The following is a 16,286-nucleotide window of genomic DNA, read 5'->3' as shown; positions in this document are numbered from 1 at the left end:
TGGGCGGGGGAACGTCACCGGGCGGGCGGGCAGCTGCGCTCATGCCCCGATCATCGCCGATCCGCCGCCGCCCGGGCCGCTGTGACGCAGCCTCCCTCGCCGGCAACGGCCGGGAGCGGGCGAGATCGGCCGGGAGCAGCCCGGGAGCGGGCGAGATCGGCTGAGATTCTCTGATTTGGGGTGGTTTGGCAGGGCCCCGCCGGTGGTACTGGTCACAGCCTGTCACCTCGGTACGAGGGCGGATAGTAGACCGTGCGGAGTGCGACCGGCCGGTGACCGCGGCTTCCCGCCGCACCGGCCGGGGAACGATCGGACCCCGGGCGCAGCGACCGCGCCGAAGATCGTCGCCCGCCCGGAGGGCCGCCGGAGAGCCGGCGGAGGGCCCCGCTCACTAGCGGCCGTAGTACGTCACACCGTTTGGGGCTGCTCAGGGTGACGGTTACACCTGAGTGGTCCCCACCGGTACGCCGGGCCGACCCGGCCCTGCCGCGTGCTGCTCCCCCGACCGCGAGGTACGTCACCGATGCTTTCTCTCCCCCGCACCGGCCGCAAGCTGCTCACCGCCGTCGGGTCCGCCGCGGCCCAGCGCGGTATCCCCGCCATCCAGTCCCTGAACGGCATCAAGGGCCTCAACGGCCTCAAGGGCCTGAACGGGCTGAACGGCGGCGCGGTGCTCGGCCGGATGCAGGACCGCCGCGCGAGCGTGGCGTGGGGCGGCGCCGCCGTACTGGCGGTCAGCGCGATGCTGATCCCGGCGGGCTCCGCGCACGCCATGACCGTGCACCCGACCACCCCGGGCAGCTCGGCGTTCACCGCGGCCGCCGCACCGGCCGACCCGGCCGCAGTCGTCCAGATCTCCGCCCCGGCCGCCTACAAGGTGCCGAAGTCGGCCTCCTCCCAGGCCGCCGTGGCGGTGGCGAGCAACCTCGACGCCACCCCGGCCCCGGAGGCCGCCCCGGCCGCCCCCGCTGCCGAGGCACCGGCTGCCGAGGCGCCGGCTGCAGCTCCCGCCCCGGAGGCCGCCCCGGCGCCTGCCCCGGCCCCGGCGCCCGCTCCGGCACCGGCTCCCGCTCCGGCTCCGGCTCCGGCTCCGGCTCCGGCTCCGGCTCCCGAGTGGTCCGTCCCGGTGGCGAGCGGGGCGCACAGCAACCCGTTCGGCAAGATCAACCACTCCTACGCGGCCGGGTACCACACCGGCGAGGACTACGCCGTCAAGGTCGGCACCCCGCTGCTGGCGGTCGGCAACGCCACCGTCGTCTCGGCCAAGCTCGACGGCGCGTACGGCAACGAGATCGTGCTGAAGCTGGCGGACGGCAAGTTCGCCCAGTACGCCCACATGTCCAAGCTCGGCGTGCACGCCGGCCAGAAGGTGTCCGCGGGCCAGCAGATCGGCCTGTCCGGCAACACCGGCAACTCGACCGGCCCGCACCTGCACTTCGAGATCCGCACCGCCAACAAGTACGGCGCCGTGATCGACCCGGTCCAGTACCTGCGCTCGCACGGTGCCGTCGGGGCCTGAGGCCCGTAGCGGGCGGGGGCCAGGGGTGGTCGGGGAGCGGCGGTCAGTGGCCGGCGGTCAGTGGTCAGCCCTGAACCGAAGTCGGCTCGACCGGCCCGGCCGGCTCGATCCGACCGGAGATCTCCAGGGCGACCTCCAGGGCCGCCGCCATGGCCTCCTCCAGCGTCCCGGCGCGGGGGTGGCCCGAGCCGCCCGGACCGCACTGCTCGCCGTCGTCCTGCTTGAGCAGGAACAGCGTCGAGTTGATCGAGAACAGCGCCATGGTGGCGCGCAGCCGGTCGTGGAAGGTCGCGTCCGGGCCGTGCACCAGCCGGATCATCGCGACCATCCGCTCCTTGAACTCCAGCCCGGCCTCCGACTCCCGGAGGGCGGGCTGGTTCTCGTGGAAGAACCGCAGCAGCGGCGCCCGCTCGACCATCCCGGCGGCGAACCGGCGCACCAGCTCGTCCCGCAGCTCCGGCGACCACGGCTTGCCCTCGCCGAAGGCGATGGCCTCGTCGATCGGCGCCGCCATGCTCCGGACGATGCCGCGGACGATGTCGTCCTTGGTCTTGAAGTGGTAGTACAGCGCAGCCTTGGTGACGCCGAGGCGGTCCGCGATCTCCCGCAGCGAGGTCTTCTCGTACCCCTGTGCCGCGAAGAGCTCCAACGCCACGTCGAGGATCCGCGCACGGGTGTCGCTGCGGGGGCTCTGGGTCGTGCTCATGACTGGCGGCCTGCCTCGTGACGGCGGTGGTGGGCGGCTCGCTCCGGTGTTCGGGCGGCCTCGTGGTGCATTCTCCCTGCCCACGGGGTTCGCGCCGAAACTGGCTTGACGCCCGGCTGGGGAACAACTTACCGTGCGAGCCGACGATTCACTAGCCGGTCGTCAAGTAAGTGAGCCGCGGGAGACGCGGCCCAGCCACGTTTCCGGGAGTCACACCATGTCACAACAGCAGGTCGAGGCCGCGGCGGACCAACCGCCGGCCGCGGGGGCGACCGAGCCCGAGCCGAAGTCGGCACGCGAGATCCGCGTGGTGATGATCGGCCTGGTGATCGCCATGCTGCTGGCGATGCTCGACAACCTGATCATCGGTACGGCGATGCCGACCATCGTCGGCGAGCTCGGCGGCTCGGAGCACCTCGCCTGGGTGGTCACCGCGTACACCCTGGCGACCGCCGTCTCCACCCCGATCTGGGGCAAGCTCGGCGACCTCTACGGCCGCAAGGGCACCTTCCTCACGTCGATCGTGATCTTCCTGGTCGGCTCGGCGCTGTGCGGCGTGTCCGACTCGATGACCCAGCTGATCGCCTTCCGCGCCCTCCAGGGCCTCGGCGCCGGCGGTCTGATGGTCGGCGTGATGTCGATCATGGGTGCGCTGGTCCCGCCGCGTGACCGCGGCAAGTACCAGGGCATGTTCGCCGCCGTCATGGCGCTCGCCACCGTCGGCGGCCCGCTGATCGGCGGATTCCTCACCGACCACCTGAGCTGGCGCTGGACGTTCTACGTCAACCTGCCGCTCGGCGCGGTGGCGCTGGCTTTCATCGTGCTCACCCTGCACCTGCCGAAGATGCGCTCCAAGGCGAAGATCGACTACCTCGGTGCGCTGCTGCTCACCGCGGGCATCACCTCGATGGTCCTGATCACCACCTGGGGCGGCCAGCAGTACGACTGGGGCTCGAAGCAGATCCTGGGCCTCGCCGCGCTCGGCGCCGCCTCGCTGATCGGCTTCTGCTACGTCGAGCAGCGCGCCGAGGAGCCGGTGATCCCGCTCGCCCTGTTCAAGATCCGCAACTTCACGATGGTCTCGATCATCGGCTTCATCGTCGGCTTCGCGATGTTCGGCGCGGTCGCCTACCTGCCGCTGTACCAGCAGATCGTGCAGGGCGCCTCGGCGACCAACTCCGGCCTGCTGCTGATGCCGATGATGTTCGGCATGCTCGCCGTCTCGCTGGTGGTCGGCCAGGCCGTCTCCAAGACCGGCAAGTACCGGATCTACCCGATCATCGGAACGGCCGTGATGGCGGGTGGCTCGCTGCTGCTCTCCACCCTCGGCACCGACACCGGCCGGTTCGCCTCCTCCTGCTACATGGTGGTGCTCGGCGCCGGCATGGGCTTCCTGATGCAGATCACCATGCTGGTCGCCCAGAACAGCGTGGAGCTCAAGGACATGGGCGTCGCGAGCTCCTCCGCGACCCTGTTCCGCACCATCGGCGGCTCCTTCGGTGTGGCCCTGTTCGGCGCCCTGTTCAACAACCGGGTCAAGGACACCCTGACCGAGGCGGCCGCCAAGGCCGCCCAGTCCGGCCAGGGTGGCCAGGGCGCGGGTGGCGGCACTGCCGCCGCGGACAGCGGCCAGCAGGCGCTCGACCCGACCAGCCTGAAGACGGCCACCGCCGCCGTCCAGGACCTGGCGCACCACGCCGTCTCCAACGGCATGCACACCGTGTTCCTTTGGGGCGCCGTGGTCAGCCTGATCGCGGTCGCCGCGGCGATCTTCCTGCGGGAGATCCCGCTGCGCGGCGCCGCGCAGAAGCCCGAACCGCAGCTCGAGGCAGTCTGACGACTGCCGGCGCCGGTACCCCGCGCACCGTGGCGCGCGGACACCTGAGTACCGCGCCGGGTGCCGCAGTACGACGAAGCGAAGGGCCCGTCCGGATCTCCGGGCGGGCCCTTCGGGCGTTGGGCGGGACGTGCGGGTGATGGGAAGTGACCGGGTGAGCGGGGCCGGGGCCGGGGCCGGGGCCGGGGCCGGGGCCGGGGTCGGACGAGGCGAGGGGTCGGGCAGGTGGGAGTCGGGCCCGGCCGGAATCGGAAGGGGTCAGACCGGCAGCCGGTAGACGCCGGGGGCCACCGGCTCCACCAGCCCGTCCGCGACCAGCCCGTCCAAGGCCCGGGCCCGCTGCACCGGTTCGGGCCAGACCGCGTCCAGCCGCGCCTGCGGCACCTCGCCGTGCGCCTCGCGGAGCACGGCCAGCAGCTTGCCGCGCACCTGCCGGTCGGTGCCCTCGTAGGTCTGCCCGCGCCGGGCCGGGCCCTCGTACGGCGGGCGGCCGGCCCGCTGCCACGCGCACTGCCTCAGCAACGGGCACTCGGTGCACTCCGGGCTGCGGGCGGTGCAGACCAGCGCGCCGAGTTCCATCACCGCGACGGCCCAGGTGGCGGCGGTCTCGGCGGTGTGCGGCAGCAGTTCGGTGGCGGTCCGGCGTTCGGCCGCCGTGGTCGCCTGCGCCGGGTACTCGACCCCGGTGACCGCGCGGGCGAACACCCGGCGGACGTTGGTGTCCAGCACCGCGTGCCGCTGCCGGAAGGCGAAGGAGGCCACCGCGGCAGCCGTGTACTCACCGACGCCGGGCAGGGCCAGCAGCGCGGAGTGGTCCTGCGGCACCCGGCCGCCGTGCTGTTCGGTGATCGCCACCGCGGCGGCGTGCAGGCGCAGCGCCCGGCGCGGGTAGCCGAGGCGCCCCCACATCCGGACGGCCTCGCCGGGTGCGTCCGCGGCCAGGTCGGCAGGGGTGGGCCAGCGTTCCATCCAGGCGGCGTAGGCGGGGAGCACCCGCTTGACCGGAGTCTGCTGGAGCATGAACTCGCTGACCATGACGGCCCACGGTGAGGCGTCCGGGGTCCGCCAGGGCAGGTCGCGGGCGTTGGCCTCGTACCAGTCGATGACGGTGGTGTGGAGCAGCGGGGCCGGGGTGACGGCAGTGATGGCAACCATGGCCCTTCGATCCTCCCACGGCCGGGCGGGGCACCGGACCGGACGGTGCGCGCTCGGGCGCTCGGGCGCTCGGGCGCTCGGGCACTGGGGGCCTGGGGGCCTGGGGCACCGACGCACGAGCGCGTCCGGGGTCAGAGGCCGAGGTCGTCCAGTTCCTTGAGCAGGGCGGCGCGGGGGCTGGGGGCGCCCTGGGCGGGTGCGTCGGCGCGGGTGGCGGGCGTCGTCGTACCGGTGGCGGTGGCCGTGGCCGTGGCCGTCGGGGCTGCCTGTGATGCCGGTGGCGCCGCGGCCGCGCGGCGGCCGCGGTCACGTTCACGGTCGCGGAAGATCCACGCGCCGGCCAACCCGCCGAGCAGGCCGCCGAGATGTCCCAGCCAGCTGACACCGGGGGTGCCGGGCACCGCGTTGAGGAGGAGGTACGCGAAGGAGGCGCCCATCACGAGGCCGATCAGACTGTCGATCAGGTTGCGGTCGAACACCCCGCGCAGCACGACGTATCCGAAGTAGCCGTACACCAGCCCGCTGGCGCCGACGGTGTAGACGTGATCGCGCTCGAAGAACCAGATCATCGCACCGCCGGTCAGCACGATCAGCACGGTCAGGCCGAGGAACTTCTTCACTCCCCGGTACGCGGCGAGGAAGCCGAAGACGAAGAGCGGGCCGGAGTTGGCCTCGATGTGCTGCCAGTTGAGGTGGAGGAACTGCGCAGTGAAGATGTCGGGCAGCCGGTCGGTCTCGCGCGGGACGATCGCGTAGTCGCGTGCGAGCTGGTTGTCGTCGGCCCAGTTGGCCAGCTGGAGCAGCCAGATGAGAGCCAGGAACGCGAACATCACGAAGAACGCCCGGCGCGCTTCGGCGATCATGCGGGCCGGATCGAGTGCGGGGCGTGGGTCCGTGGCCATGAGGCCGACTATAGGACCAGCACCCGGGCGTCGTCCGCCCCCTTTCGGCAGCGGGTTCCGCCCCTTGCGGGCCGCCCCGCCGGTTCCCCTGGACCTTCGCGGCCCGGCCCGCCCGATGCTCGTCCGCGCCGCACACCAGGGCCGTCCCGGGAGTTCGCGCAGGACCTCGTATCGCCCGGGCGCAGCCGGCGTTGCCGCCGGATCCGTTCCCCCGACCGGAGCAAATGGCGGATCATGTGAAGGAAGTGACCCCGGTGCAGTGTTGATGCGTCAACGGGTGCACACAGTCTCGTAGAGTTTGCCCGTGCCCTCTCTGCGTCAACCCGTGGGACCGCTGCCGGCGTCGATCTACTGGCGGCGGCGACTTGTCGTCTTCGCCGCACTGATCGGTGTCCTCGCACTGATCTTCTGGCTGACGTCAGGCTCGGACGGCGGCAAGCAGCCCGCCCACAACGCACACCCGGCGCCCGCCCAGTCGATCACGCCCGGTGCGTCACCGACCGGTTCCGCCAACACCGGCCGCCCCGGCGGCAGCGGCGGTTCGGGGACCGGCGGCGCCGGTGGCACGGGCTCCGGCAGCGTCTCCGGCGGCAGCGGCGGCGACGTGAGCCTGACCGGGGGCACCGGCAGCGGGGACTCCACCGGTACGGGCGGCGCCAGCGGTGCGGGCACCACTGGCACGGGTACGGGAGCCGGTTCGAGCGGCAGCGCAGGTGGCACGGGCGGCACGGGTGCCGGCACCGGCGGCGGTACGGGTAGTGCCGGCGGCACCGGCGGACCGCAGGTGAACACCGCCGAGGTACTCGCCCTGCCGGTCTGCACCGCATCGCAGATCACCCTGGAACTGGCCAGCGCGCAGCCCTCGTACCAGCCGAAGGACAAGCCCCGGGTCACCCTGACCGTCCGCAACACCTCCGGCCCGAACTGCCGTGTCGACCTCGGCCGAGCCGCCTCGACCATCACCGTCACGGCCAGCAGCGGCGAGCGGTTCTGGTCGTCCGGCGACTGCCCGACCGACCGTCAGAGCACCTGGGTGCAGGTGTCCTCGGGCAGCGGCCTGACCGAGACCTTCAGCTGGGACCGCAGCCGCAGCAAGCCGCAGTGCGCCTCCACCGACGGCGGCGCGGCCACCCCGGACACCTACCGGGTCCAGGCCGACCTGACCGGCCCGGCCGGGGGCCCCTTGGTGGCCCGCACCTCGATCCGCCTGGACGCCGCCTGACGGTCGGTTCCGCGCCCGCCCTAGGGGCTTGGGCGGGGCAGGCCGGGGCCGGGCAGGCCGGGGCGGGGCAGGGTGCGGGGTCACTGACAGCCGTCGGCCGCCCGGGGCACCCGCCGTTCAGATGGTGAGGACGAGCTTGCCGCGGACCCGGCCGCCCGCACTGATCCGGTGCGCGTCGGCCGCCCGGTCGAGCGGCAGCACCTGCTGGACCTCCACCCGGACCACCCCGGCCGTGATCAGCTCGCCGATGCGGGACAGTGCCGCGCCGTCCGGGGACACCACCACCCGGCGGGCGTCGATGCCGGGCCTGCGGTGGGCCTCGTCGAGCGGCTCGGGCAGCGTGATCAGCGTGCCGCCGGCCCGCAACAGCCCCCAGGACTCCCGCTGGACCCGCCCGCCCACGGCGTCGATCACCAGGTCGACCGGGTCGACGGTCGCGAGGTCGCCGCGGGTGTGGTCGATCGCCTCGTCCACACCCAGATCGCGCAGGAATCCGAGGTTGCGGCCGGAGGCCGTGGCCAACACCCGGGCCCCGCGCGCCTTGGCCAGCTGAACGGCGAAGTGGCCGACCCCGCCGGCACCGCCCTGGACCAGGACCCGCTCACCGCCCTTCACCCCCGCCGCGTCCAGCGCCTGCCAGGCGGTCAGCGCGGCCAGCGGCACGGCCGCCGCCTGCTCGAAGGTCAGCGCCGCGGGCTTCGGGGCGACCGCGGCCGCCGGGACGGTGGTGAACTCCTGGTAGGCCGCGCCGTACGGGAGCGGCAGCATGCCGTACACCTCGTCGCCGACCGCCGGGCCCTCCGGCGCCGCGGAGCCGACCACCACGCCCGCCACGTCCCAGCCGAGGCCCAGCGGGAACGGTCGGCCGGTGCCCACCCAGCCCTCGCGGGCCTTCCAGTCCACCGGGTTGACCCCGGCGGCACGGACCTGCACCAGCACCTCACCCGGCGCCGGACGAGGCACCGGCAACTCGACCGACTCCAACACGCTCTCGTCGCCGAACCGGGAGAACACCACTGCGCGCATCGCCAACACTCCTGAACCTCAGAGCACTTCGAACCCCGCCCCGGCCAGGGGCGGCCGGACGGCGGTGAAGGCCGCCGACCGTCGAACCGCCGGCGAGCCGGGGAGCCGGGGAGCCGGACCGCCGGACCGCCGGACCGCCGGACCGCCGACTGCGGCAACGCTCGAACGACGCCGACGGTCCACGCCGGGCCCTGCACCGGGAACCACCCTCGCCCTCCTCCCCACGGCCGGCCATTCCCCTGCCAGTACCACCCACCCGGGGCGCGTGGGTGGTACTGGCAGGGACAGTCCGAGGCCTGCCATCCGAGGCCCGGCCTGCGCATACTTGACCGACATGGAAAGCACCCACGAGCTCGGCCCGTTCCTGCGCTCCCGGCGGGCCCGGCTGACACCGGAGGACGTCGGCCTGCCCGAGTACGGGCCGCGCCGTGTACCGGGGTTGCGCCGGGAAGAGGTGGCCGCCCTCGCCGGGGTCAGCGCCGTCTACTACATGCGCCTGGAACAGGGCCGGGCGGCCAACCCGTCCGAGGCCGTACTGGACGCCCTGGCCCGGGTCCTGCGGCTGGACCGCACCGAGCGGACCCACCTCCACGACCTCGCCCGGCCCCCGGCCCGCCCGGCCGGCCAACCCCGTCCGGGCACCGGGCCGTACGGCGTCGCACCGCGGGTCCGGCCCGGCCTGCTCAGGCTGCTCGACGCGGTGGGGGCCGTCCCGGCGTACGTGATGGGCCCGGACATGGAGGTACTGGCCGCCAACCGGCTCGCCATCGCGATCATCCTGAACGCGGCCGAGCCGGCCGAGCCCGCCGAGCCGGCCGGTCCAACTCGTCCGGCTGCCCTGCCCGGTGGGCGACTCAACCTGGCCCGACACATCCTGCTCGAGCCGGTGGCCCGCGAGCTGTACCCGGAGTGGGAACAGGTGGCCCGGCAGACCGTCGGCTACCTGCGCTTCTCGGCCGGCCGGTTCGGGGACCTCCCGCGCTTCGCCGCCCTGATCGCCGAACTCGAGGCCGAATGCGAGGAGTTCCCCGCACTGTGGGCCGAACGCCAGGTCCGGGACAAGACGTACGGCACCAAGCGCTTCAGGCACCGCCTGGTCGGCGAGTTCGAACTGCACTACGAGACCGTTGCCCTGCCCGGTGACGAGGGCCAGGCCCTGGTCGTCCTCGCCGCCGACGCCGGCACCCCGGACGACACCGCCCTTCGGCTACTGGGCAGTTGGAGCGCAGCCACCCCGACCCGGAGCGCGGATTCCGGCGCCGGTACGGCCTGACAGACATCCGGCCGATCCGGCCGTAGAACCGGTCCGGACGGTGCGTCACGTCATGGAAGAGCAACGGTTTTCTGACGCGGCACCGGCTCAAGGCCTTGGTGCCCCGTTCCCGGGCCGGGCAGCCCGGTTCCCCATCAGGCCGGCCACCGCGCCCCGCGCAGGGCGCGGCTGCAGGTGGGTGCCACCAGCGCCGCGGCCAGCAGAGCGGCGAACAGGCACAGCGTGGTGCCGGGCGCGAGGTGGTCGAGCAGCACACCGGCGCCGAGGGTCCCGGCCGGGATGCCGAGCATGAAGGCGGTCATGGTGGCCGCGATCACCCGGCCGCGCAGTTCGTCGGGGACCTGCTGGAAGATCAACACGTCGACCATCACCCGCAGCGACGGCACCCCGAGCATCATCACGGCGAGTGTCCCGAACACCGCCACCGGCCCGCCCAGCACGGCAGGGACGAGGAACAGCGGCACGGACACCCAGGCAACCGAGAGCAGCAACCGTCCCGGCCCCATCAGCGAGTGCAGCCGCCGCACCAGCAGCGCACCGAGCAGGCCGCCCACCGCCTCACCGGCGATCGCGAACCCGATCCCGCTGCTCGACGTCCCCCCGTCGCGCAGCAGCACCATCACCGGCAGCACCATCGCGGACCCGGCCAGGTTGAGCAGGAACGGCACCAGCAGGGTCATCCGCAGCTGCTGGTCGGCGAGCAGGTGACGCAGGCCGTCCAGTGCCCCACCGGACCAGGCGGTCCCGGCGGCGCCGGGCTTCGGGCGGCTGTCGAAGCGGACGCTCCACGCCGCGGTCAGCGCGAGCAGCGAGGCCACCACGGTCCCGAGGAACGGGACCGACCGGCCGAGTCCGAGCAGGAAGCCGGCCAGCGGCGGCCCGAGCAGGCTCGCCCCACCGACCCTCAACTCGTCCTGTGCGAGCGCCTGCCGCAACTGCTCCGGCGGCACCACCGCCCTGAGCACCAGCATCCGGACCGGGCCGGAGTACGCCATGGTGGCCCCCAGCACCGCACCGACCAGCAGGGTGTGCACCACCGTCAGGTGATGCAGGTGGAGCGCGACCGGGATGCTCAGCGCCGCGAGCAGCCGCGCCGAGTCGGCCACCAGCAGGATCCGGCGGCGGTCGTAGCGATCGGCGACCGCGCCGCCGTGGATGCCGAGCAACAGCGAGGCGGTGAACTGGACGGCCCCGAAGGCCCCGGCCGTCGACGCGGACCCGGTCATCGCCAGCAGGAGGAGCGGGTACGCGGTGTCCGCGATGCAGGTACCAAGCATCGCGGAGGCCGCACCACCCCAGAGCACCTGGAAGCGCCAGTTGCGGCGCAGCGGTACGAGCGCGCCGGACGTCGGCTCGGGGTTGGGCTCCGACTCCGACTCCGACTCGGGCTCGGTCTCCGTCCCGGTCGCGGGCGGTGGCGATGTCGATGACGGCGTTGCTGCGGCGGACGTCGTGAGGGTGGACGTCGTGAGGGCGGAGGCCGTGGGGGCGGATGGTTGGTCGGCGGGGGCGTGCGCGGGGTCGGCGGGCGCCCCCGAGCGGCCTGCAGCGGACGCGGATGATGCGGATGCGGGGCGGGAGTGGCCCGGTGGGGACTGTTGCGATCCCTCCGGCCGCTCAACCGGCCGCACCGGAGGAGCGATGTGCGGCCCGCCCGCACCCCTCGGCCCGGTCGGCGTTGCCCCGTGCGCCTGATCCGTCTTCATGGCCCCCGCCTTTCACCCAAACGTAGATGCTCACGCAAGCGTGGATGCTCACCAATCTGCAACCATTCACGCTTGCGTGAATGGTTGCAGATGCGAGAATGATTGCGCAAGCGTTGACGTTCTGGGAAGGTGACAACGTGTCTGATCAGGTGAAAGAGCGCGAGGTCAAGGACGTCCAGACCCTGAAGGCTCTGGCGGACCCGGTCCGGTTGGCCATCCTGAACGCCCTCTACAAGCGCGACCCCGGGGCGCTCTCCGTCAAGGAGATCGCCACGGAGCTAGGCGACACCCCGACCAAGCTGTACCGGCACATCAAGCAGCTGGAGCAGGCCGACCTGATCATGGTCGCCGAGACCCGGCTCGTCTCCGGCATCGTCGAGAGCCGGTACCGGACCGCCCAGCGCTCACTCCGCCTGTCACCCGAGGTCTTCGCCTCCGGCAGCTCGGAACGTCCGGAGGCGCTCGCCGCACTCCTCGCCGCGATGGACATGATCCGGTCCGACTTCCAGAACAAGTACCTCAGCCAGGAACTGGAGCCGATCTTCGCCCCGGACGGGACGCCCCGGTACTCGAAGTTCAGCCACTTCGGCATGCGGATCCGCCCCGAGCGGCTGGTCCGACTGCGCAACCAGCTCGGCGGGATCCTGGACGAACTGGCGCAGGAGGGTGACTGCACGGACGAGGACGCCGTCGACGTCACCCTGTTCACCCTGCTCTACGCCGCCCGCCCGCTCGGGAGCAGCACCCCGACCAGCCGGACCACCTGAGCGCCCCCGCGCCCCCACTCACAGCCACCGGCCCACGAACCCACCGGCTGGCTGCCCCGCAGCCCCGGCAGCGCTCCGACCATCCGGCCCGCCGGATCAGACGTAGCGCTCGAGGATGGACGATTCTGCGAGCCGGGACAGCCCCTCGCGTACGGAGCGCGCCCGGGTCTCGCCGACACCCTCCACCGTCTGCAGGTCGTCGATGCTGGCCGCGAGCAGCTTCTGCAGCCCGCCGAAGTGCTCGACCAGCCGCTCGATGACCGTGTTGGGCAGCCGGGGCACCTTGGCCAGCAGGCGGTACCCGCGCGGCGAGACGGCCGAGTCCAGCGACTCCGGCGTGCCGGTGTACCCGAGCGCCTTGGCCACGGTCTGCAGGTCGAGCAGCTCGGCGTGGGTGAGCGCCTCCAGGTCGGCCAGCACCTCGGTGACGGTGCGGCCCTTCTTGGCGGCGCGCTCGGGGAAGTAGTCCCGGGCGACCAGTTCGCGCTCCGGCTCCACGCCCGCGATCAGCTCGTCCAGCTGGAGCGAGAGCAGGCGGCCGTCGGTGCCGAGCTCCAGCACGTAGCCGGCGATCTCGGCCGCGATCAGGCGGACCATCTCCAGCCGCTGGACCACCGCGGAGACGTCCCGCACGGTCACCAGGTCCTCGATCTCCAGCGCGGAGAGCGTGCCGGCCACCTCGTCGAGGCGCAGCTTGTAGCGCTCCAGCGTGGCCAGCGCCTGGTTGGCGCGGGACAGGACGGTGGTGGAGTCCTCCAGCACGCGGCGGCTGCCGTTGACGTACATCGCGATCAGCCGCATCGAGTGCGAGACGGCGACCACCGGGTAGCCGGTCTGGCGGTTTACGCGTTCGGCGGTGCGGTGGCGGGTGCCGGTCTCGTCGGTGGGGATGTTGGCGTCCGGCATCAGGTGGACCCCGGCCCGGACGATCTTGGTGCTGTCCTTGTCGAGGATCACCGCGCCGTCGAGCTTGCACAGCTCGCGCAGGCGGGTGGCGGTGAACTCGACGTCGAGCACGAACCCGCCGGTGCTCAGGGCTTCGACGCTCTTGTCGAAGCCGAGCACCACCAGTCCGCCGGTGTTGGCGCGCAGGACCCGCTCCAGGCCGTCCCGCAGCGCCGTGCCCGGCGCGATCGCGCTGAGGGAGGCCCGCAGCAGGGTCTCCTCGCGGGAGGACTTGTCCGCCCGGTCGCTGCCTGCCACGTGACTCCTCCGGCCGCCCCGGACCGTGTGGCACGGCGCCCGACGGTCTGTCGCTTGGTCTTCGCTCGGTCTTCGCTGGTCTGTCTGCACGGCTCGCCGTACCGCGCGCTCTCGGGCCCGCCGTACCGCTCGTCACCGCTCGTCGATTCCGGAAATAGGCGCAGTACTGCACTTATTGCCAATTAGACAGGGCAAAGTCTAACTGCGTGCGGCATTAACGGGGCATGAGTCAGCGCAGTTCGTCGGAGTCGACCGGCTCCCAGCCCTCCATCAGCTCCTCCGGATAGGCCGGAACGACCGCCGCCACCCCGGCCGCGGCCCCCGCCGGACGGCCCGTCCGGGCGGCCCCGGCAGCCGTGCGGGAGCCTCCGGCGGCGGTCCGCGCGGCCCCGGTGGCCGTCGCGCCGACGGGCGCCTTGGCGTCCTCGGTACGCGGCTTGGCCGGTCCCCGGCGGCGGCCCGGGATGGCACGCAGGGCCTCGCCGATGTCCGCGACCTCGACCACCGTCATCCCCGGCGGCACCTTGCCCGGGTCCGGCGGGACGAGCGCGTGGGTGAAGCCGAGCCGGTGAGCCTCCGCCAGCCGCCGCTGCACCCCGGTGACCCGGCGGACCTCACCGGCCAGGCCGACCTCGCCGATCGCGACCAGGTTGCTCGGCAGCGGGGTGTCGGACGAGGAGCTGGCGACCGCGAGCGCGATGGCCAGGTCGGCGGAGGGCTCGCTGAGCTTCACCCCGCCGACCGTCGCCGTGTAGATGTCCTGCTTGCCGAGCTTGACGCCGCCGTGCCGCTCGACGACGGCGAGGATCATCGCGATCCGGGGCGACTCCAGTCCGGAGGTGGTCCGCCTGGGCGAGGGGATCTGGGAGTCCACCATCAGGGCCTGCACCTCGGCGACCAGCGGGCGCCGGCCCTCCAGGGTGACGGTCAGGCAGGTGCCGGGCACCGGCTTGTCACGCCTGGTCAGGAACAGGCCGGACGGGTCGGCCAGCCCCTCGATCCCCTCGTCGTGCAGCTCGAAGCAGCCGACCTCGTCGGTGGCGCCGTAGCGGTTCTTGACGCCGCGGATGATGCGCAGCCGGGCGTGCCGGTCGCCCTCGAAGCTGAGCACCACGTCGACCAGGTGCTCCAGCAGGCGGGGGCCGGCGATCTGGCCGTCCTTGGTGACGTGGCCGACCAGCAGCGTCGCCATGCCGCGCTCCTTGGACGCCCGGATCAGCGCGCCCGCCACCTCGCGGACCTGGGCCGGGCCGCCGGGGGCACCGTCGAGTTCGGCGGAGGCGATGGTCTGCACCGAGTCGAGGATCAGCAGCCCGGGGTTGACGGCTTCGATGTGCCCGAGCACCGCGCCCAGGTCGGACTCGGCGGCCAGGTAGAGGTGGTCGGAGAGCGCGTTGATCCGGTCGGCCCGGAGCCGGACCTGCCCGGCCGACTCCTCGCCGGTGACGTACAGGGTGCGGTGCCGGTCGCTGGCGGCCTTGGCGGCGACGTCCAGCAGGAGTGTCGACTTGCCGACACCGGGCTCGCCCGCGAGCAGCACCACCGCGCCGGGGACGATGCCGCCGCCGAGCACCCGGTCCAGCTCGGGCACCCCGGTGGTCCTGGCGGTGGCGACCTGGCCGTCGATCTGCCCGATCGGCTTGGCGGGGGAGCTGACCGGTCCGGCGGCGGTGGTCCGGATCGGGACGGCGCCGTACTCCTCGACGGTGCCCCAGGCGTTGCACTCGGGGCACCGGCCGACCCATTTCGGGAGCTGGTTGCCGCACTCGGTGCAGCGGTACGCCGGGCGGGGCTTGGCGGTGGTCTTGGTGCGGGCAGCCATGCGGCCAACCGTAGCGGGTGGGTACGACAGTCCGGCCCGGACCGCGGGCCCGCCCTCCCGCGCCGCCCGCGGCCCCGGCGCCCCACCGTCCCGGCGCCGGGGCGGGCCGGGCGCCGGCCGCGAGGTGCGGCGTGGGCACGACAGCCGTCAGGATCGGGCCGGCCGGTGTCCCGTACACGGCGATCCTGTTACCCGAAAGAAGTACAAGCGCCGGGATTCCGGGGGCCGGCCCGGCCGCTCTCTCTACCGTCGGAACGTGACCACCAGGTTTGCCTCCCCCACCTCCGCCGGTTCCCCGGCAGCCGGCAGCTCCCCCACCCTGCGGGCCTACGGGCGCTGTGTCGACGGGCTTTTCACCTACTGCCTGTCCGTCCTGTGCGACCACGACGCCGCACTCGCCGCCGTCGCCGAGGTCCGGGACCTCGCGCTGCGGCACGGCGGCCGGCTGGCCGACCCCGGCCTCGGGCGGGCCTGGCTGTACGCGCTGGCCCGGCACTGCTGCCTGGAGCAGCTGGAACGCGGTTCCGGCTCGCCCGCCGAGCCCCCCGGCACCGAACTGGCCGACCGGCGGCGCCGGGAACTGGCCTCACTCGCCTGGCCCGAGGCGGCCGGCACCGAACCGGAGCAGCGCGAGGCCCTGGAGCTGGCGGTCCGGCACCGGCTCTCCCCCGAGGAGGTGGCGGCGGTGCTCGGACGGTCCGGCCCGGCCGTGGCGGACCTGCTGGCCACGGCCGGTGCCGAGGTGGGCAGGACCAGGACGGCGCTGCTGGTGCTCGGCGTGGGCAGCTGTCCGGTGCTGGCCAGGCTCGGCGGGGTCGGGGCGGAGAGCTGGCGCGGCTGGGTGCTGGGTCCCGCGCTGCGCCGGGAGCTGGTGCAGCACGTGGTGGACTGCCCGACCTGCCGGGGTACCGCCGAACGGGTGGCCGGGGAGCTGGGTACCGGGCTGGCCGGACTGCCGGGCCTGCCCCTGCTGACCGCGCCGGTGCCGGTACGGCTGGGCGGCACGGCGGCGCAGCTGCCGGACGGGGCCGCGGGGGCCGCGTTCCTGGCGGGCGCGGCAGCCGGGCGGCGGGCGACGGCACCGGTCCGCGGCGGTGCCAGGCAGGGCGCGGGAGCGGGAGCGCGTACGGGCGGGCGCGGCGGGGGAA

13 protein-coding genes are annotated in these 16,286 nt (G+C 73.4%); 6 read left to right on the top strand and 7 right to left on the bottom strand.

Annotated features, from left to right (window positions below):
- The first annotated feature begins 523 nt into the window (after positions 1 to 523).
- Positions 524 to 1,519, top strand: a complete 996-nt coding sequence (locus AA75_RS49225) for a M23 family metallopeptidase (protein WP_051812198.1) — start codon at positions 524 to 526, stop codon at positions 1,517 to 1,519.
- 64 nt (positions 1,520 to 1,583) lie between these two features.
- On the opposite strand, the gene AA75_RS53680 is transcribed toward AA75_RS49225, so the two are convergent.
- Complete coding sequence (locus AA75_RS53680; RefSeq protein ID WP_051812197.1) at positions 1,584 to 2,225, bottom strand: TetR/AcrR family transcriptional regulator; 642 nt, start codon at positions 2,223 to 2,225, stop codon at positions 1,584 to 1,586.
- Positions 2,226 to 2,442: 217 nt separating this feature from the next.
- Between AA75_RS53680 and AA75_RS12415 the strand changes: the two genes are divergently transcribed.
- Positions 2,443 to 4,062, top strand: a complete 1,620-nt coding sequence (locus tag AA75_RS12415; RefSeq protein WP_033819991.1) for an MDR family MFS transporter — start codon at positions 2,443 to 2,445, stop codon at positions 4,060 to 4,062.
- Between the two features lie 258 nt (positions 4,063 to 4,320).
- On the opposite strand, the gene AA75_RS12410 is transcribed toward AA75_RS12415, so the two are convergent.
- Both AA75_RS12410 and AA75_RS51835 read right to left on the bottom strand, forming a co-directional pair.
- The gene (locus tag AA75_RS12410; RefSeq protein WP_033819990.1) at positions 4,321 to 5,217 is read right to left on the bottom strand and encodes an A/G-specific adenine glycosylase; all 897 of its coding nucleotides are present in this window, start codon (positions 5,215 to 5,217) and stop codon (positions 4,321 to 4,323) included.
- A gap of 131 nt (positions 5,218 to 5,348) precedes the next feature.
- Positions 5,349 to 6,119, bottom strand: a complete 771-nt coding sequence (locus AA75_RS51835; protein WP_033819989.1) for a rhomboid family intramembrane serine protease — start codon at positions 6,117 to 6,119, stop codon at positions 5,349 to 5,351.
- A gap of 304 nt (positions 6,120 to 6,423) precedes the next feature.
- Between AA75_RS51835 and AA75_RS49220 the strand changes: the two genes are divergently transcribed.
- A complete protein-coding gene (locus AA75_RS49220) occupies positions 6,424 to 7,341 on the top strand; it encodes a hypothetical protein (RefSeq protein WP_033819988.1) in 918 nt (305 codons plus the stop codon).
- Between the two features lie 117 nt (positions 7,342 to 7,458).
- Here the strand turns inward: AA75_RS49220 and AA75_RS12395 are convergent, their stop codons facing one another.
- Positions 7,459 to 8,367 carry an NADP-dependent oxidoreductase gene (locus AA75_RS12395; protein WP_033819987.1) on the bottom strand — a complete coding sequence of 303 codons (909 nt, stop codon included), beginning with the start codon at positions 8,365 to 8,367 and terminating at the stop codon, positions 7,459 to 7,461.
- A gap of 334 nt (positions 8,368 to 8,701) precedes the next feature.
- Between AA75_RS12395 and AA75_RS12390 the strand changes: the two genes are divergently transcribed.
- Complete coding sequence (locus AA75_RS12390; RefSeq protein ID WP_033819986.1) at positions 8,702 to 9,640, top strand: helix-turn-helix transcriptional regulator; 939 nt, start codon at positions 8,702 to 8,704, stop codon at positions 9,638 to 9,640.
- A gap of 134 nt (positions 9,641 to 9,774) precedes the next feature.
- Here AA75_RS12390 and AA75_RS12385 read toward each other — a convergent pair whose 3' ends face one another.
- The gene (locus AA75_RS12385) at positions 9,775 to 11,346 is read right to left on the bottom strand and encodes an MFS transporter (RefSeq protein WP_199520314.1); all 1,572 of its coding nucleotides are present in this window, start codon (positions 11,344 to 11,346) and stop codon (positions 9,775 to 9,777) included.
- A 137-nt stretch (positions 11,347 to 11,483) separates the two neighbouring features.
- Here AA75_RS12385 and AA75_RS12380 point away from each other — a divergent pair, with 137 nt between their 5' ends.
- The gene (locus AA75_RS12380) at positions 11,484 to 12,113 is read left to right on the top strand and encodes a transcriptional regulator (RefSeq protein WP_158515487.1); all 630 of its coding nucleotides are present in this window, start codon (positions 11,484 to 11,486) and stop codon (positions 12,111 to 12,113) included.
- Between the two features lie 96 nt (positions 12,114 to 12,209).
- Here the strand turns inward: AA75_RS12380 and disA are convergent, their stop codons facing one another.
- Positions 12,210 to 13,268 carry a DNA integrity scanning diadenylate cyclase DisA gene (gene disA, locus AA75_RS12375; protein WP_033819993.1) on the bottom strand — a complete coding sequence of 353 codons (1,059 nt, stop codon included), beginning with the start codon at positions 13,266 to 13,268 and terminating at the stop codon, positions 12,210 to 12,212.
- Positions 13,269 to 13,545: 277 nt separating this feature from the next.
- Positions 13,546 to 15,138: a DNA repair protein RadA gene (gene radA, locus AA75_RS12370; RefSeq protein WP_033819985.1), complete on the bottom strand. Its 1,593-nt coding sequence runs from the start codon at positions 15,136 to 15,138 to the stop codon at positions 13,546 to 13,548.
- Between the two features lie 256 nt (positions 15,139 to 15,394).
- Between radA and AA75_RS12365 the strand changes: the two genes are divergently transcribed.
- Positions 15,395 to 16,286 (top strand): RNA polymerase sigma factor (locus AA75_RS12365; protein ID WP_368666557.1); only part of this gene is annotated, 892 nt, incomplete at its 3' end.

Origin of the sequence: Kitasatospora sp. MBT63 (genome assembly GCF_000710465.2) — a bacterium.
Taxonomy (GTDB): domain Bacteria; phylum Actinomycetota; class Actinomycetes; order Streptomycetales; family Streptomycetaceae; genus Kitasatospora.
The sequence above is the reverse complement of the archived record's forward strand: the minus strand, read 5'-3'. Positions and strand labels throughout refer to the sequence as shown.